General features: G+C 47.7%; 16 protein-coding genes. 4 read left to right on the top strand and 12 right to left on the bottom strand.

Annotation, left to right across the window (positions count from 1 at the left end):
• Positions 1-10: 10 nt before the first annotated feature.
• The 11 genes from AOC19_RS05810 to AOC19_RS05860 form a co-directional block, all read right to left on the bottom strand.
• A complete protein-coding gene (locus AOC19_RS05810) occupies positions 11-1066 on the bottom strand; it encodes a formate dehydrogenase subunit gamma (protein ID WP_215374698.1) in 1056 nt (351 codons plus the stop codon).
• Positions 1067-1113: 47 nt separating this feature from the next.
• Complete coding sequence (locus tag AOC19_RS05815; RefSeq protein ID WP_015421359.1) at positions 1114-1350, bottom strand: hypothetical protein; 237 nt, start codon at positions 1348-1350, stop codon at positions 1114-1116.
• Complete coding sequence (gene fdh3B, locus AOC19_RS05820; protein ID WP_215374701.1) at positions 1347-2006, bottom strand: formate dehydrogenase FDH3 subunit beta; 660 nt, start codon at positions 2004-2006, stop codon at positions 1347-1349. Before fdh3B ends, AOC19_RS05815 begins: the two co-directional genes overlap by 4 nt.
• Before the next feature lie 27 nt (positions 2007-2033).
• On the bottom strand, positions 2034-5018 hold the full coding sequence (locus AOC19_RS05825; protein WP_215374705.1) for a formate dehydrogenase subunit alpha: 2985 nt from the start codon (positions 5016-5018) through the stop codon (positions 2034-2036).
• Positions 5019-5080: 62 nt separating this feature from the next.
• Positions 5081-5302 (bottom strand): hypothetical protein, encoded by a 222-nt coding sequence (locus AOC19_RS05830; RefSeq protein ID WP_015421362.1) that lies wholly within the window; start codon positions 5300-5302, stop codon positions 5081-5083.
• A gap of 115 nt (positions 5303-5417) precedes the next feature.
• Positions 5418-6062, bottom strand: coding sequence for a TorD/DmsD family molecular chaperone (locus AOC19_RS05835; RefSeq protein WP_215374708.1), 645 nt, complete (start codon positions 6060-6062; stop codon positions 5418-5420).
• A complete protein-coding gene (locus tag AOC19_RS05840) occupies positions 6059-8149 on the bottom strand; it encodes a 4Fe-4S binding protein (protein ID WP_215374711.1) in 2091 nt (696 codons plus the stop codon). Before AOC19_RS05840 ends, AOC19_RS05835 begins: the two co-directional genes overlap by 4 nt.
• A 10-nt stretch (positions 8150-8159) precedes the next feature.
• Positions 8160-8717, bottom strand: coding sequence for a DUF3306 domain-containing protein (locus AOC19_RS05845; protein WP_215374713.1), 558 nt, complete (start codon positions 8715-8717; stop codon positions 8160-8162).
• Positions 8717-9238 (bottom strand): DUF3305 domain-containing protein, encoded by a 522-nt coding sequence (locus AOC19_RS05850; RefSeq protein WP_251367998.1) that lies wholly within the window; start codon positions 9236-9238, stop codon positions 8717-8719. The genes AOC19_RS05845 and AOC19_RS05850 overlap by 1 nt, the downstream gene beginning before the upstream one ends.
• A 24-nt stretch (positions 9239-9262) precedes the next feature.
• Positions 9263-10351 carry an iron-sulfur cluster carrier protein ApbC gene (gene apbC, locus AOC19_RS05855; RefSeq protein WP_215374719.1) on the bottom strand — a complete coding sequence of 363 codons (1089 nt, stop codon included), beginning with the start codon at positions 10349-10351 and terminating at the stop codon, positions 9263-9265.
• A 128-nt stretch (positions 10352-10479) separates the two neighbouring features.
• The gene (locus AOC19_RS05860; RefSeq protein ID WP_215374722.1) at positions 10480-10674 is read right to left on the bottom strand and encodes a heavy-metal-associated domain-containing protein; all 195 of its coding nucleotides are present in this window, start codon (positions 10672-10674) and stop codon (positions 10480-10482) included.
• Between the two features lie 73 nt (positions 10675-10747).
• On the opposite strand from AOC19_RS05860, the gene AOC19_RS05865 reads away from it, so the two are divergent.
• On the top strand, positions 10748-13036 hold the full coding sequence (locus AOC19_RS05865; RefSeq protein WP_215374725.1) for a heavy metal translocating P-type ATPase: 2289 nt from the start codon (positions 10748-10750) through the stop codon (positions 13034-13036).
• 1 nt (position 13037) lies between these two features.
• Here the strand turns inward: AOC19_RS05865 and AOC19_RS05870 are convergent, their stop codons facing one another.
• The gene (locus tag AOC19_RS05870; protein WP_251367999.1) at positions 13038-13799 is read right to left on the bottom strand and encodes a DUF3047 domain-containing protein; all 762 of its coding nucleotides are present in this window, start codon (positions 13797-13799) and stop codon (positions 13038-13040) included.
• Between the two features lie 92 nt (positions 13800-13891).
• Here AOC19_RS05870 and AOC19_RS05875 point away from each other — a divergent pair, with 92 nt between their 5' ends.
• From AOC19_RS05875 to AOC19_RS05885, 3 genes are read left to right on the top strand one after another with little or no spacing between them, the layout of a single operon-like run.
• On the top strand, positions 13892-15388 hold the full coding sequence (locus tag AOC19_RS05875; RefSeq protein WP_215374731.1) for a glycosyltransferase family 39 protein: 1497 nt from the start codon (positions 13892-13894) through the stop codon (positions 15386-15388).
• Positions 15389-15436: 48 nt separating this feature from the next.
• Positions 15437-16480, top strand: a complete 1044-nt coding sequence (locus tag AOC19_RS05880; protein WP_215374733.1) for a lysylphosphatidylglycerol synthase transmembrane domain-containing protein — start codon at positions 15437-15439, stop codon at positions 16478-16480.
• 18 nt (positions 16481-16498) lie between these two features.
• Positions 16499-17758, top strand: a complete 1260-nt coding sequence (locus tag AOC19_RS05885) for a glycosyltransferase family 9 protein (protein WP_215374736.1) — start codon at positions 16499-16501, stop codon at positions 17756-17758.

A 17758-nucleotide genomic window follows, 5' to 3' on the forward strand; every position in this document is an offset into this window, starting at 1 on the left:
GGCCATGTCCTTATTTATTAACCTTGTCATGCCAGAGCTCATGATGCTCCTTAGCCCAAGTAGCATCTACGTAGCCGGTCTTCATACCGTCCAAAGAACCTTGCATACCAATAGAGCCGATGTAGATGTGTCCCATTGCCATGGCAGTCATCAAGATCGCTGTTGAGCTATGAATGATGTTAGCTAGCTGCATAGTACCGCGCAGATATTGAACGTCCATGAATGGCACGATCATATCGAGTACAAAACCAGAAGCTGAAATGGTCAATCCCAAAACAACCATACCAAACCAGAACCAGATCTTTTCACCCATGTTGAAAAAACCTGCAGGTGGGTGCTTGCCAGTCAAGGCGCCACCAAGCGTCATCAACCAGTTGAGATCGCCCTTACCTGGAATATTGCGAGTAGCAAACAGTAAGAAGAAAATCACCACGCTCAAAGTGAACAACGGACCAGAGTAGTTATGGATATTCTTGCAAACCATCAGGAAGGAGCCATAAGCAGCACCACCCATTAGTGGTAGCGCAAAAAACTTGCCCCACATAATCAGGATACCGGTTAATGCCAGACCAACAAAGCTAGCTGCCATTACCCAGTGAGTAAAGCGCTCAAAGCCATTAAAGCGTTTGATCTTGACACCTGACATCGGGGCATGCAGCTTGATTGGACCCTTAATCAAGTAGAGCGCAGCAATAGCGAAGAAAGCAATCGCTAGCAACCACCCTCCGTAAACAGTGATCACACCGTTACGAATCAAGCGCCACTGTTGACCTGCACGCTGAATTAATACGCTTGCCTCTTTGTCCGGAATACTGACATAGTTGTAAGGGTCGCTATTAGCTGTATCCCAGATAGCACCCTCTTTAGGGGCAGTGTTTGCTGGTTGAGATTGCGCTTGGGTGCCATTAGGAATCGCATTGAGATTCTTAGGAATATCAATTCCACTTGGCGATGGCAAAGGTTGCATAGGCGCACGATCGGCCAATGAAACCCCGCTCAATAAACTCAGTGATACGCCCAGAGCCAAGACCCAGGAGCGACTAACACTTGAAAATGATCGATTCATACGAATATCCTTAAACGTTTTCGTTTTATTTATTGTTGTTTAACTGATCACTTAGCGCGTGAATACTCAGATTGCTTCTGATTGCGCTTGTTAATCGCCTCCGTCCAACTAGCTTGATCACCTGGAGTCCAACCCTTCGTCATAAATCCGTTATCAGCACCCATATAAGGAGCTACATCAGGACGCTTTGCAGCTTTGGCTGCAATTTCAGGAGGTTCGGAGCAAGCGGCTAGCAAAGCACCGGCCGCTAAACAGACGCCGAGAGTTTTGAAATTGAATTTCATGACTTTGCTCCTGGAATTTTGTCAGCAGGTGTTGGTTTAGGTGCAGGTGAGCCTGAAGGGCCGTAGGCGGTTGACCAACCAAAAATATCGGTACTTGGATATCTGCCATTGGCTTCACGTACTGAAACACGTTTAGCGTAAATAGAAGAAATCACTTCGTCATCGCCACCAATCAAAGCCTTGGTTGAGCACATCTCAGCACATAAAGGTAACTTACCTTCTGCCAAACGATTGCGACCGTATTTCTCGAATTCAGCAACACTTCCATTGGCTTCTGGACCACCGCTACAGAAGGTGCACTTATCCATTTTGCTGCGTGAACCAAAGGCGCCTTGGCTTAAGAACTGAGGCGCGCCAAATGGGCAAGCAAATGAGCAGTAGCCACAACCGATACAGATGTCCTTGTCATGCAAGACCACACCCTCGTCGGTGCGATAGAAGCAATCCACTGGGCAGACAGCCATACAAGGGGCATCTGAGCAGTGCATACAAGCAACTGAAACGGATTTCTCTTGACCAACTACACCGTCATTTACCGTAACAACTCGGCGACGGGTAATACCCCAAGGTACTTCGTTATCGTTTTTACAAGCAGTGACACAGCCGTTGCACTCAATGCATCGTTCTGTATCGCAGATAAATTTCATTCTTGCCATGGTGTTCTCCTGACTTTATTTTTTAACTTAGGCAAATTTTTCGATTTGGCACATGGTGGTTTTGGTTTCTTGCATCATCGTTACCTGGTCATAGCCATAGGTAGTTGCAGTATTAACCGCTTCACCTAGAACTACTGGGGCTGCGCCCTCAGGGTAATGTTTACGCAAGTCGTTACCTTGCCACCAGCCGGCAAAGTGGAATGGCACAAACGCTGTGTCTTGGTCAACACGTGGCGTTACCAAGGCGCGAACCTTGATCTTGGCACCCGTTGGTGACTTGACCCAAACGTAGTCCCAATTCTTAATGCCGCGTGCTTCAGCAGCCTTAGGATTGATCTCCACGAAGTTTTCTTGTTGCAACTCAGCCAACCATGGGTTGGAACGAGTCTCATCTCCTCCACCTTCGTACTCAACCAAACGACCAGAGGTCAGGATGATTGGGAACTTCTCGTAGAGCTTCTCATTCAAGTTCTTGTCTTGAACTGTCTTGTAGAGAGTCGGCAAGCGCCAGAAATTCTTCTTGTCGGCAGATGTTGGGTACTTACGCATCATCGCTTCATTGGTACTGTAGAGCGCTTCACGGTGAGTTGGAATGGCATCTGGGAAGTTCCACACTACTGCACGAGCCTTCGCATTACCGAATGGATGGCAACCATTCTTCATGACAACGCGCTGAATACCACCAGACAAGTCGGTCTTCCAGTTCTTACCATCAGCAAGCTTCTGCTCTTCTTCAGTCAACTGATTCCACCAACCCAGTTTTTTCACGAGTACGTGATCAAACTCTGGGTAACCAGTGGTAATCGCTGAGCCCTTAGAGTAGGAACCATCTTCAGCCAACAAATTCTTGCCATCTTTTTCTACACCAAAGTTCGCACGGAAGTTACCGCCACCTTCCATCACACTCTTACTGGTGTCATAGAGGTTTGGTGAACCTGGATGCTTGATAGCAGCTGTGCCGTAACAAGGCCAAGGCAAACCGTAGTAATCACCTGTTGTGTCGTAACCCGTTACTGGATCAACACCACCACGTGACTTCAAAGTCTTCGGATCGAATACTCCAGCCATTCTCATGTGCGCTTTCAAGCGCTCAGGAGTTTGACCTGTGTAACCAATTGTCCAAACTGAACGGTTGATCTCACGCAAGATATCTTCGATCTGCGGCTCTTTCCATTGCTTACCAGCAAATTTGGAATTGAGCATCTTGAAGTTCTTGGAAAGCTCATCACCGAAACCAAGGCGATCAGCAAACGCTTGCATGATCACGTGGTCAGGAACAGACTCAAACAATGGATCGATAACTTTCTCGCGCCACTGTAATGAGCGGTTAGAGGCTGTGCATGAACCAGTTGTTTCGAACTGCGTTGTAGCTGGCAACAAGTACACATTGCGATTTTTGTTTACAGACTGACCTTCAGCAGGAGGCATTGCTGCCATTGCCGCAGTCGCACTTGGATATGGATCAACAACAACCAATAAATCCAGCTTATCCATCGCGCGCTTCATATCGAGACCGCGAGTTTGTGAGTTTGGTGCGTGACCCCAGAAGAACAAACCTTTTACATTGGTCTGTTGATCGATCATGTCATTCTTCTCAAGTACTGCATCGACCCAACGAGAAACCGTAGTACCGGATTTCTCCATCATGTCAGGCGCATAGCGACCTTTGATCCACTCGTAGTCAACGCCCCATACAGTTGCGTAGTGCTTCCAAGAACCCGCTGCAAGACCATAGTAGCCAGGCAATGAATCTGGGTTAGGACCAACGTCAGTAGCACCTTGAACGTTATCGTGACCACGGAAAATGTTTGCGCCGCCACCAGACTTACCGATGTTGCCCAAAGCCAATTGCAAAATACAAGACGCACGAACCATGGCATTACCAATGGTGTGCTGTGTTTGACCCATACACCAAACTAAAGTGCTTGGGCGATTCTTGGCCATAGTTTCAGCAACTTTGTACATCTGCGCTTCTGGAACACCGCAAGCCTCTTCTACATTCTTCGGAGTCCACTTTTCCATTACTTCTTTGCGGATCTCATCCATGCCGTAGACGCGGTCATTGATGTACTTCTTATCTTCCCAGCCGTTATTAAAGATGTGATACAGAACGCCGAACAAGAAAGGAATATCAGTACCGGAGCGAATACGAACATACTGATCTGACTTCGCTGCAGTACGTGTGTAGCGTGGGTCAACTACGATAACTTTGCAACCATTCTCTTTTGCATGCAACAAGCTGAGCATGGACACTGGATGCGCTTCTGCAGCGTTAGAGCCAATGTAGAGAGCTGCCTTGGCATTCATCATGTCGTTGTAGCTATTGGTCATCGCACCATAGCCCCAGGTGTTAGCAACACCAGCAACTGTTGTGGAGTGACAGATACGTGCTTGATGGTCTGTGTTGTTAGTTCCGAAGAAAGAAACCCACTTACGCATTAAATAAGCTTGCTCGTTATTGTGCTTTGATGAGCCAATAAAGAAGAGTGAATCTGGGCTGTACTTACTACGCAAATCTTTCATCTGCGCAGTAATTTCAGTCAGAGCTTGATCCCAGGAAATGCGCTGATATTTACCATCCACTAACTTCATTGGGTAACGCAAACGGAAGTCACCGTGGCCATGCTCACGCAAAGATGCGCCCTTGGCACAGTAAGCACCCAAGTTAATCGGGGAATCAAATGCGGAGTCTTGACGAACCCAAACACCATTCTCAACAGTCGCATCCGTAGCGCAACCTACTGAACAGTGAGTACAGATTGTTCTTTTAACTTCAATCTTGCCCTTACCGTCTAGCATGGCCTTACCAGGCTCTGCTACCGCTTTTTGCACCAGACTTAATTGGCTCGCTGCGATACCAGCACCAACGCCAACACCTGAGCGCTTGAGGAAGGTACGACGATCCATCGTTGGCACCGCAGACTGAAGTCCACGTGAGAGGCTGCCGATGAGGCGTGATGCAGGCGTGGCACGACTGCTTTGTGGGGTATTGGATTTACGAGTCAGACTCATATGTTGTCCCTGAAAAATATTTTTATTTAATTATTTGGAAACGACTTCATTAACAACTAGGTTTAAAGCATTGTGGTTTCGTAGTACTTACGAATGTGCGCAGATAACTGGTAACCGTCATCTTTACCTTGAACAGTACTGCCGATTTCTTGAATTACTGCCTTACCGATTGAAGTTTGCGAAGCTACTGCAACAGCACCAACAGTGGCACCCGCTCCAATAAAAAACTTTCTGCGTGAAGGCTTGTTTTCTTCATTTACTGCAGTTGCGGATTTAGTAGTCATCGCATGCTCCTAGTTAGTGCAAATTTGATATAGATCAAGTGTAATTGGTAATTGTATTTTTTGCATATTTGCAATTAATTTTCTTCTAGGGGTTTTCCTCTTGTGCAGCGCAACATCAAATCATGTCAAAGCTCTGCCCTTCGATAGCCAGAAATTCCCTAGTTAAGGCAGCTACAGAATGGTAGAGATGCATATCTGGAATCGCCTCTATTGCATCGCACAATTCGTCATACCAAGGACGAACATGGCTGTTGAAAAAGGCGCGTTGGTTTGTGAGGTTAGAAATCTCGACATCGTCCCCTGCTATGAGATATCTCATGACTTCGCATAAGGCAGATAGATGATCCTCAGTCTCCGTAACCTCTTCAGCCGACTCCAGACCAAAAGTATCTAGATCGCGACGGATGTCCACCAAAGGCTTCTCATTTAAATGGCCGGCCATATAAAAAGAGCCATTCAAAATCACATTAGGGCGACCTACGCTAATGAAATTGCGATCAAATTCCTCATGCCAGGCTTTGGCAGGGTTGTTTTTAGCAACTTCAACTACGCTATGCCAAACCTTAGCCAGGGGAGCATCCTCCACCTTAGGCTCCTCTCCATCCGGAATCGAGGCTGCTATTTGATCCAATAATTCCTGATCGGGCGGCTGATGAAAGAATCGAGCAATCAAACCGTATAAATCCGCTCTAGCCAAATCCTCTGGGAGGCCTACGTCACCCACTTCGGTAGAGGCGCCCTCTTTTATCTGCTCGCTCATAACTCTTTCTTCACCATATCGACAACACGACAATCACCGCACATCTTCAGTCTATCGAGTGCTGCGCCAGCAAATGCGCCATGTGCACCCAATTTCACCAGCATTAAATCCACCATCTTGGCGGTTCCAAATACTTTGCCGCAGCTGATGCAATGGAAAGGCTTAGTCTCATTAATCTCGACTCTTTGTTTGCGCTCTTCTACCGTCTGCAAACGAGGTGCCAAGACTAAAGCTTGCTCCGGGCAAGTTTTGACACAGATGCCGCACTGCACGCACTGCTTTTCAATAAAGGAAAGCTTAGGCTCGTCAAGGTTATCTAGCAGCGCACCCTCAGGGCAGCTTCCCACACAAGACATACACAGCGTGCAGGCATCCTTATTGATATTGAGCCCGCCCAAGAAAGAAGATTTAGGCAGAGCAACCCCGCCCGCAGGAAGCGGTGTTTTAGCTTGCTTTTGTAGATGCTCCAAAACCATCTCAACGGTTTCGCGCTTTTGATTGCTTAAACCGAAGCTAGCAGGTGAGCAAATTGCTGGCAGAGCGCCGCGCTGACGCAGCTTAGCCATTGCAGTAGATACTGGTTGCAGATCTTCTACGGAGTCGAGTTGTATTAGTGAGAACCTAGCATCGAAACCATATGCAGCCAAAATCGCATTGCCCAACTCAGTCTGTGTTTCTAGTGCAGCACGATACGATGGATCTTCATCGCCAGTAAGCAATAGAACTACTTCACCAAAACCATAACTGAGTGCACCAAGCCATAAATCCAAACCGGTGGAGGCGATATGCTCAATGCCGTAAGGCAATACAAAGGATGGCAAAGATTCATATTGCTTCGGTCTTAAGTGAGCCAAGCGTCCTAAGGAATCTAGTGCTTGAGTTCCAGCCTTGAGTGAATGTAACAACAAAGCAGGTGCTTGGGCCTGCTTAGTCTTGGCGCTCTCAGCAGTAAAAACATTGGCAAGCGTTTTAACTTCTTTGCCTTGATGAGTCACGCTTGGGTAGTTGTAGCGCATTGCACCAGACGGACAGACTGTTGAGCAAGCACCACATCCCATACAAAGATTTGGATTGACCTCTACAGTGCCTTGCCCGTTTTTAAACAAGGAAGATATTGCGCCTGTAGAACAGACATCGATACAAGCGTTGCACCCTACTTTACCGTTACGACCATGTGCGCAAATCTTTTCGGTATAGGCAAAATATTTAGGCTTTTCAAACTCGCCAACCAAACCGAGCAATTGGTTTGCAACCAAGGATTGCTCGAATGGATCCTGACCAGGAGCAAAGTAACCTTGTGGAGTTTGGCTCATACGCATCTGCGGATCAGCGCGCAGATCCATAATCAAATCAAACTCCGAGCTACGTTGACGCTCAACACGATCAAAGTTAATTGCGCCGATACCAGCACATGCCGTGACACAGTCGCGATGGGATTTACATTTATTTAAATCAATCTGGAACGATTCATCAATCGCGCCCTCAGGGCATACCTCAACACAAGCTCCACAGCGGGTACACATCTCTGGATCGATTGGGTTTTTCAGATCCCATTCCACAGTAAAGTTACCGAGATAACCATCGAGCTTAGTAAGCTTGCCTGTATAGATTGGGAAGTTTCTGGCGATTGGCAATGCACCAGGTTTAGTGCATAAAACAGAAACATCAAGAGAGTCACTGAGTTTTTCAGCCCAAGGAAGTGCTTGATCTCCAGCGCCAACAATGAGCAAGCGGCCTTGGCTTTCATAATTCACTACTGGCACAGGCTCTGCCTCTGGCATATCAGCCAAGGCGAGCAAAGCGGCAATCTTTGGAGTGGAGTTTTTAGCCTCTTGCGTCCAGCCAGCCACCTCACGAATATTGACAAAACGCAATGGCGCTACCAAAGGCTTTTCAGATTGCTCGGCCAACTCACCAAATAAAGCACGCTCTTGAGTGCAAGCAATAACAATCGAGTCGCTACCATCAAATGCTTTGATAACTGAGCCGACTTCCTGTCTACATAAGGAAGTGTGCATGGTGACGCCTAGAGACTTTGCATCCAAAGGCATGGTTCCATTGCAATTACAGACTAATTTTTGACTCATCGATATCTTCTTAACTGGTTTTCTTATCCACGGGTATGGGGTCGATATCCCCCACTTCCTGAATAGGCATTGGTGTGGATGTTAAATCAGTCTGAGGAGTTAGGGGTAAAGCCTGCTCTTTTGGCTCAGACACTTCCTTGGCGGAAGTTTGTGTATCCGGAACTTTCTCATCATCCTTGCGGAAAATATTGAGCATGTCTGACTGCACCATGCGTTTGAGCATTTCCAATGGAATGGGATCCGGTTTGGAGTAATCATCAATATAGATGTCCAGACCATCCATGATGTTGAAGTGTGGGTCTGAGAACATCTTCTTCATCGCTGCTTGCTGAACTGCAGGATCTACATCCGGCTTCATAAAGGCGGAAAAATCAGGGGCAAAGCGGTCTATTTTCTCCACATCCTCAAGAGTTGCCGATGGAGGTGCATCTTGGACATTGGTATTGGGAGTTTCTGCCTCTGAGCTAGATACTAATTCTTGCTTGGGCGGATCGGCGGGTTTTTTCTCAGGCTCGAGCTGCTCTCCAGACTTGAGACGCGACCAACGATTTAAAAATCCGCCAGCCATTAATCCTCCACCCCACGATTAGCGCCTTTGAATGATTCAGGACGATGTCGCTTTTTCGGCTCAGGGCGGTAATGCTCATTCACAAACTCTTGCAACCAAGAAGCGTGCTCTGCCGATAAAGGAACGTTATCCACCGATTCACCGCCATCTAACAAGCGACCCGCTTCGTTGTAGCTCACACAAATGCGATGTGGGACGGCAATCGTAGACTCCGATTTCGCTAGTTCGATAGACTGCGCATCAATATAACGCTCGAGGTCATCTTCTAAGCGCCACATTACGAACCAACAGGGTTGGGCTGCAGACAGGTTGAGGTAGTAGCCCTCACTTTCATCCGGGAACAGGTTGAGCTCATATCCAGTGAACAACCAAGACTCACCTTGATCATCGCGGCCTAAAAACTGGCCAACAATTTTTCCCTCATCGGCGGATGCATGATTGAACTGCCCAAAATCTGGCAATACCTCCTGCGGCGCCCACCGATAGGAAATCCAGGGGTTATCAACGAACTGCTTACGCATGAGAACTGCAAAACGCATAAGGCCTTAAGTGTTCTGAACCACGATGTTAGGAAATTTACTGCTCATATCTTTTGAAAGCGCCGCTACTTTAATGGCGACCTGTCTTGCAATCGTCTTATAGATTGCACTGATAGCGCCATCAGGATCAGCCACCACTGTTGGGCGTCCTGCATCAGCTTGTTCACGAATTGACAAATTGAGAGGCAATGAACCCAAAAAGTCTGCGCCATATTCTTGACACATCTTCTGGCCACCGCCAGTGCCAAACACATGCTCCTCATGACCGCAGCTTGGGCAGACATAAGTACTCATGTTTTCGATGATGCCGACAATCGGAACACCAACCTTCTCAAACATCTTGAGACCCTTGCGTGCGTCAAGCAAAGCAATATCTTGAGGAGTAGTCACAATGACCGCACCAGTAACAGGCACCTTCTGAGCCAGTGTTAACTGAATATCGCCAGTACCTGGCGGCATATCCACAATCAGGTAATCCAGATCGCGCCAGCGAGTCTGACGCAGCAGTTGTTCTAAAGCAGAGGTCACCATTGGGCCACGCCACACCATCGGCGCATCATCATCAATCAAGAAACCAATTGAGCTCGCTTGAAGACCGTGACCCTCCATCGGCTCCATCGTGTTTTCTTCAATGGACTCCGGTCTACCGGTGATGCCCAACATCATTGGTTGACTTGGGCCATAAATATCTGCATCCAACATGCCCACTTGTGCGCCTTCAGCAGCTAAAGCAAGAGCAAGATTAACTGCGGTAGTTGACTTTCCAACCCCACCCTTACCGCTGGCTACTGCAATAATATTTTTTACATTCGGCAACAACTTGACTCCGCGCTGGACGGAATGTGCAACGATTTGACTGCTGACATTCACGCTGACATTTTTAACCTCAGGTAATTCACGGAGTACTGCAATCACTGATTTACGAATGGCGTCAAACTGACTTTTCGCTGGATATCCCAGAACTATGTCTAGACTAATATCTCCACCCTCTACACGCAGGTTTTTGACGCTCTTTGCCGACACAAAATCCTTTTTTGTATTTGGGTCAACCAAAGCTTTTAATGCTGTTTGCACAGCCTCTACAGTAAGCGCCACCGAATTCTCCTAAGATAAACAAGCCCGTGAGGGAATCTCAATAAGACCTATTGAGATTTATTACAAATAATCAAATAGTGGGTAGATTAACCGCACATGCAAAAAATTGCTAAAGCCGAATTTTAGGCTTATTGAGAAACAGGAAATCCTGCCTCTGTGATTAGCTGCGCTGCTAGCTCATGGGAAAGCTTGGTTTCGAGGCTTACTACCTGTGTTGCTAGGTCTGCTTGAACTTGGGCCTGAGGGTCTTGAGCCTGAATGGCCCGGGTAACGGCATTAATACAACCACCACACGTCATTCCTGAAACCTTGAGCGTAAACATAACTACCCCTTTAAAGCTGTCAAAACACGGTTGTTGATGGCTTTTTTTCGCCTTGCGGTAGATTATCTTCTACATGAGCCCCCAAAAACCGACCAATTCAGAGTTTTTTAGCCTCGATATCGGCGGAATGACTTGCGCCTCGTGCGTGAGTCGCGTAGAAAAAGCTTTGAGCAAGATTCCTGGGGTTGAGGCAGCTACTGTCAATCTAGCCACTGAACAAGCCAGAGTTCGGATAAAGCGTGGCTCATCTAATCTCGCAGAAATCATCGCCTTAGTTAAAAAGACAGGTTACGAGGCTAAAGAGAGCTCCGTTCGGGGTAGTTTGGATCAGAAAAGCGTTAAATCTTTTTGGGCAGCCGATGGCTTGGGTCGTGTTGTCTTGAGTTTTCTACTCTCCGCTCCACTCTTCTTGCCGATGCTCTTCATGCCTTTTGGCATTCACTGGTCTTTGTCAGGATGGTGGCAACTAGCTCTAGCCACACCAGTGCAATTGATCTTAGGCTGGCGTTTCTATGTAGCAGGCTACAAATCCTTAATGGCTGGTGCGGGCAATATGGACTTACTGGTTGCTCTGGGCACCAGCGCTGCCTTCGGACTGAGCCTGTATACCTTGCTCACCTCAAGCCATGCACATGAACTTTACTTTGAGGGATCAGCAGTCATTATTTGCATGGTCCTATTAGGTAAATGGCTAGAGGCACGCGCTAAGCAACAAACCAGCGAAGCGATTCGCGCCCTACAAAAGCTCTGGCCTGAACATGCCAAAGTATTAAACGCGGATTGTGATCTCAAAAGTAATACAGGTGTAAGTGACGATCAATACCGCGACTTACCTTTGGATCAAGTGCTGCCTGGAGATCGGGTATTCATACTTCCCGGTGAACGCATTCCAGTTGATGGGGTCATTATGTTGGGCGCTAGCCACGTTGATGAATCCCTACTCACTGGTGAAAGCGAGCCTGTCAAGAAATTAGCTGAATCAAAAGTCATTGGTGGGGCCTTAAATGGAGAAGGGTCGCTGATAGTGGCCGCTCAAGCGGTTGGCGTTGAAAGCGTGCTCTCAAAAATCATCAACTTAGTAGAAGAGGCGCAAACACAAAAAGCACCAATTCAAAAATTGGTTGATCAGGTAAGTGCAATCTTTGTGCCTTCCGTCATGATTCTTGCGCTCATGACTGGCATCGGCAACTGGCTTTACTTAGACTCCATCTCTATCGCCATCTTGCGTGCCGTCTCGGTTCTCGTGATCGCATGCCCTTGTGCGCTTGGCTTGACCACTCCAGCAGCAATCATGGCTGGCACCGGTATAGCTGCACGCTTTGGCATTCTGATCAAAGACCCACAAGTATTGGAGTTAGCCCACAAACTCAATATAGTTGCCTTTGATAAGACTGGCACATTAACTATTGGCAAGCCACGCATGCTTGCCCTACTTCCTTTTGATCACTCCTCTGCCGATGTTGATCAAATACTCGCCACTGCTGCAGGCCTGCAATTAGGTAGTGAGCATCCTTTGGCTAAAGCCCTCCTGGATGCCGCTAAAGAAAAAGGTGTCGCACCAATTGCTAGCTCATTGAGCAAAGGCTTGCCCGGCATTGGAATTGAAGGCGTACCCAGTACGGGTTCTTTTATGGGTCAAACGCTTCGCTTGCAAAGCGTGGCTTCGTTGGAAGGTAGCAGTCAACACAATCTCATTTTGCAAAAGGCGCAAACCTGTTTTGAGCAGGGTCACACTGTTTCCGTCTTGATGAACTTAGGAGGTAATGACGGGGAAACGTCAACTCCAATTGCTGTAATTGCTTTTGGAGATGAGCTCAAGCCCAATGCCAAATCCGCGGTTGATGCATTACATGCATTACAGATTCGTACAGTGCTGCTCTCTGGTGATAATTTATCTGCCGCTACCCGCGTAGGAAAGGCTATTGGGATTGATGAAGTGTTTGCTCAAATCATGCCCGGCAATAAAGCGGAAATTATTCAACGCTTGCAAACTGGTTCCGGAGGACAACGGCAGTTTGTGGCGATGATTGGTGATGGCGTGAATGATGCGCCAGCACTGGCTGTGGCAGATGTTGGCATGGCGATGTCTACTGGTACTGATGTCGCAATGCAAGCCGCTGGAATTACCTTAATGCGTGGAGATCCCACTCTAGTAGCTGATGCGATTGATATCTCGAAGAAAACTTGGGACAAGATTCGTCAAAATTTATTTTGGGCATTTGCATTTAATACGATTGGTATACCGCTGGCAGCTTTGGGTTACCTATCGCCCATGCTAGCCGGTAGCGCGATGGCGCTCTCGAGCTTCTGCGTATTGAGCAATGCTCTACTCTTAAAGCGCTGGAGCCCTCAGCACGCTTGAGTTATTTCGGATTCTTGCGCACCAAGTCAATGTCGCCGTAAAGAGCACGGGTTTCTGATTTAGTGTTATCGGTATCAGTCAGCAGTGCAATACCAATGACATTACCCGGAGCTTCACCATAAGCTAACTTGTAGTCTGCAGCTAGGTCTCGTTCGTGTTTTTTCCACTCACCCAAACCATCCCAACCAGAATCAACCACAATCATCTTCACTCGGGATGTGTGCGCATTGTTCAATACTGTATTGATTGGGTTCTTGCCCGACCATACATACATCACTGTGGCGTAAGGCATCTCTTGACCACTAATCAAGCTAGCCATCTCAAAGGTCATCTTTTCTTTTAAAGGCAGCTTTGACTTATTGCCATCAAAAGCAACCAAAATACGGAGTGGTGCATCGTCATGCTGGCTTTGTGCATTGTCTGCTTGCGGTATCGCGCCTACTGCCTTCCACTCCCATTGCAGCCATAAGTTTTGCGCTGAACGGGGGCGGAGTTTAACTGCAAGCCCTGAAGCTGAAGTTTTGGAATTGGCTGCAAGCACCGTGCGACCCTGATATTTTTCGAGTCGGTAAATGGTGTTCTTTTTGTAAGGTGCTATACGATAGAAATGCCAACCATCTGGCATGCCATCGCGCGGCTTCTCAGCAGAGAATTTCGGTAAATCCTCTTGGGCTGGCAGCTGGTCGGCATTAAATGCTTGCCCAGCCTCATTCTCGATGGAATTGCCAGTTAAGCCCGCACAGCCAAGCAAAGAGGTGGCCATAGCAGCGAGCAGCAAAAGGGATCGAAAGCTGTTTTTTGTAAGCATCTATTGAATTGTCCCAAAGAATGGGGTGCTAAGTCTAAAATCGTGTGATGCGCCATCATTCACCCTCAAGCTGGGCTGCTATCAGCATCTGCATTGCTGCGGTGGTGCATTTTGCCCTGGGCTTCTCGATTGAGTTTTCTGTTGATGAAGCCCATTACGCTTTATACGCACAGCATCTTGCTTGGAGCTATTTTGATCATCCGCCACTAGTGGGCTGGATCCAGTGGCCACTAGTGGCCCTGACCTCATCCGAAGGAATTATTCGCCTGATTCCAGAATTGCTTTGGATCATCTCTGCACTCTTGGTCTATCAAGTCACTGTTGAAATCCATCGTTTGATACAAGGGCGCAATGCGGGCTACCTCACTACCACTCTCCCTTCCGCAAACCTTTGCGGATTGATGGCTGTTTTAGCAATCATCGCAGCCCCACTTCCCCATGTGTTAGCAATTGGTCTTTTACCAGACACACTACTGGCTCCCTTAAGCCTGGGCTTGATGCTGATGGCTTTGCGCTGGACTCGAAAGGATCACTTCTCACTTGTTGACTGGATCATCACCGGCTCAATACTGGGCTTGGCGGGACTGAGCAAATACACCGCGGCATTTACCGCATTTGCCTTGCTCTTCGTTTTTTTAGCTTCACCCAAAAAAGCTTGGCTCAGTAGTGCAGGTTTCTGGATAGCCGCAGTCATCGCCTTACTCTGCATTAGCCCAGTGCTGTATTGGAACTGGATGAATGATTGGATCTCATTCAAATATCAAATTGCGCATGGCAGCGGTGGCACTTGGGCATGGCGTAGGGTCGGCGCCTTTATTGGCATTCAGATTGCCTGCTTTGGACCTCTATTACTTTTAGGTGTCTATACATTCCTCAAGAATTGTCTGCACTCACAAAAGCTTGTTCTGATTGCTTTGCTGAGTTTTTTCATCATCCCCTTTGCAATTTTTGCATCGCTGTCTGGAGGCGGTAGCCTGCCTCACTGGACCACACCCGCGTGGTTTTGCCTAGCGCCATTTGCTGGCATTGGTCTAGCTAAGGCATGGGCTTTACAACATCGCATAGCAATTCGAATCTTATTTATTGGGCAGCTGCTGATTTGCTTGCTAGGCTTTGGCTATGTTTTAGCAGGCGGGGTGAATACCGCTGCCATCAAATCCAATCCCATTGCCGACCTTTATGGCTGGAAGATTGCCGGAGCAAAAGCTGCTCAGTTAGTGCAGGCTACTAAAGCAAACGGAATTGCAGTACAAAACTGGACTTTGGGTAGTCGCGCCGCTTGGTATGCCCAGCCTCTTCCAGTCTTTGTGCTGGATCAACGACAGGATCAGTTTGACCTTTGGTTTGGGCAATTACCAGCCGGGGCAAGCGTTGTTCTCCTGAATTGGTCAGGAATGGCTTTTAAGCCTCCTGTAGGCAGCAATCTCGCCTTTGAGCTGTGCGAACCCTTGGACAGCCTGGAAATCATTCGGTTTGGGCAGGCTTTATCCAAATTTGACTACAGTCTTTGCCGCAACTGGCAGGATGCTGGCGTAGCGCGTTAATTCCCCAAATTCAATACCTTAGGGGGCTTAGGCATTATCCTTACGCCTATGAGTTCACAACCCCAAGTCACCCCAAAAGCCACATCTGGGTGGAAAGCAATCCTCAAGCGGGCTTGGCCCACGATTCGTGTTTTGCTGTCGGTCGCCCTCCTCTGGAAAGCAACCAGTGGAATTGATTGGCATGCACTCCTAGATTCTGATATTCAAATGCAGCCTTGGTGGTTTTTGGCCGCAGGACTCACGATGCTCTCAGCGTTTATTTGCGGCGGACTTCGCTGGGGATTTTTAATGCGCAAAGTGGGGTTTCAGGGAAGCCTCACTAATTTTGTCGCACTCTACTTAGCTGGTGGATTGATTAACCAAGGATTGCCGAGCACGCTGGGTGGTGACAGCTATCGCGCTATTACTGCAACCCATTTAAATAGCAGCGGCAAGTTGACTGAAGAAAAAGAGTTAGATGAAGAGCTTCATCACTCCGTTGACTTGGAGCATGCCACCCCTAAACTGCGTCTGAGTTTTTCCATGGTTTTAGTGGATCGCCTACTAGGCTTAGCCGGAAATAATTTGCTCGGTGGCCTTGGTCTCATTTTGGGTGGCGCTACTTTGGCTGCCTGGGGAACAGACTTAGGCTATGCCGTGACTGGCGTCATGCTTGTATCAGGATTGTTGATCGCCGCAATTTTGGCCTGGGGTCCTAGCTGTAATTTGCTGCAAAAACTATTAGACCGCCTACAAATGAATCACGCACTACCTGGTATTAAGCTGGCATTTTCTTGGCCTATGAATGTGGCTCAAGCCGTCTTTGCAATTGGGATTCATTTCCTAACTATCTTGACACTGCTCTTCTGCCTCAAGGCCTATGGAGTGGATGCACCGATTGAAGCCCTCATGATTGGCCTGCCTGCATTAAGCCTGCTGTTGATGCTGCCAATTAGCATCTCTGGCTGGGGTTTGCGCGAGGCCACACTCTCTTCAGTACTAGCATTGTGGGGTGTAAGCCCTTCCATGACAGTACTCGCATCCATTAGCTACGGCGCCATTACCGTGTTATCGGTTTTGCCTGGTGCTTACTTTTTATTAAAACGGAAGTAATTCTTTTAGAGCCCTACTATGAGTATTAGCGTTAACACCATGCGCGCCATTGACCATTGGGTTGGTGTACCCCTCTGCGCGTTAGCAAGTCCGATAGTTGCCCTAATGGATAGCGTCAAAAATATCTTTAGTCGTAGTCCAGATGCGCCACGCAATCTACTCTTTATTGAGTTATCAGAAATGGGTAGTGCGATCTTGGTAGATCCAGCTATGCGTAACGCACAGGCTCGTGGTGCTGAATTATTTTTCCTGATCTTTAAAAGTAATCGTGCCAGCCTCACTTTATTAAATACCGTTAAGCCTGAGAATATTTTCACCATTGACTCTTCAAGCTTGGGCGGCTTAATTAAAGACACGCTTAAATTTTTACTACTAGCTCGCAAGCATCGTATTGACACCGTCATTGATCTAGAGCTGTTCTCTCGCTTCACCGCATTACTTACCGGCCTCTGTGGTGCACGTCGTCGTGTGGGTTATCACATCTTTCATGGTGAAGGCTTGTGGCGTGGCTTTATGTTGACACGCAAGGTTCATTACAACCCGCACATTCACATTACCAAGAATTTCCTTTCTTTGATTCATGCGGCCTTTGCTACGCAGATTGAAGTACCGTTTAGCAAAATACATATTCCCGACTCTGAAGTGCGTTTGGAGCAAGCGGCAATCGATCCAACCGTATTGAACAAAGTTCGTGAGCGTATTGAGAAGCTCAGTGAGACTTTTGGCATTCAGTTTAAGCAAGGTGAGCAACGCCTTATTTTGGTCAATCCCAATGCAAGTGACTTATTGCCGCAAAGACGCTGGGCACAGCAGCGCTTTTCCGAACTCATTCAAGGTTTGCATCAACTTTATCCGAATGATCTGATTTTGATTACCGGCTCCCCTGCCGAATTTGAGTATGTTGAGAAAGTACGCTCCGTTGCTAATGTCAAAAATGCATTGAACTTTGCAGGCCAAGTGAGCTTTGCAGAATTACCGCCGCTCTATACGCTGTCCGATGTGATGGTGACCAATGATTCTGGCCCCGGTCATTTTTCTGCTGTTACGCCATTACGAACAGTCGTCCTATTCGGACCAGAAACCCCAGCACTCTATGGCTCTGTTGGTAAGTCAATTGCGATTACGGCAAATCTAGCTTGCTCTCCATGTGTCAGTGCAGCTAATCATCGCAAGACGCCATGCCATGACAATGTCTGCATGCAAGCCATTACTGTTCCTCAAGTATTGGAGAAGATGGTGCATCAACTCAAGGAAGCCGACCAAGGGCGAACACGTTAA

This window comes from Polynucleobacter asymbioticus, from assembly GCF_018687575.1.
GTDB lineage: Bacteria > Pseudomonadota > Gammaproteobacteria > Burkholderiales > Burkholderiaceae > Polynucleobacter > Polynucleobacter asymbioticus_C.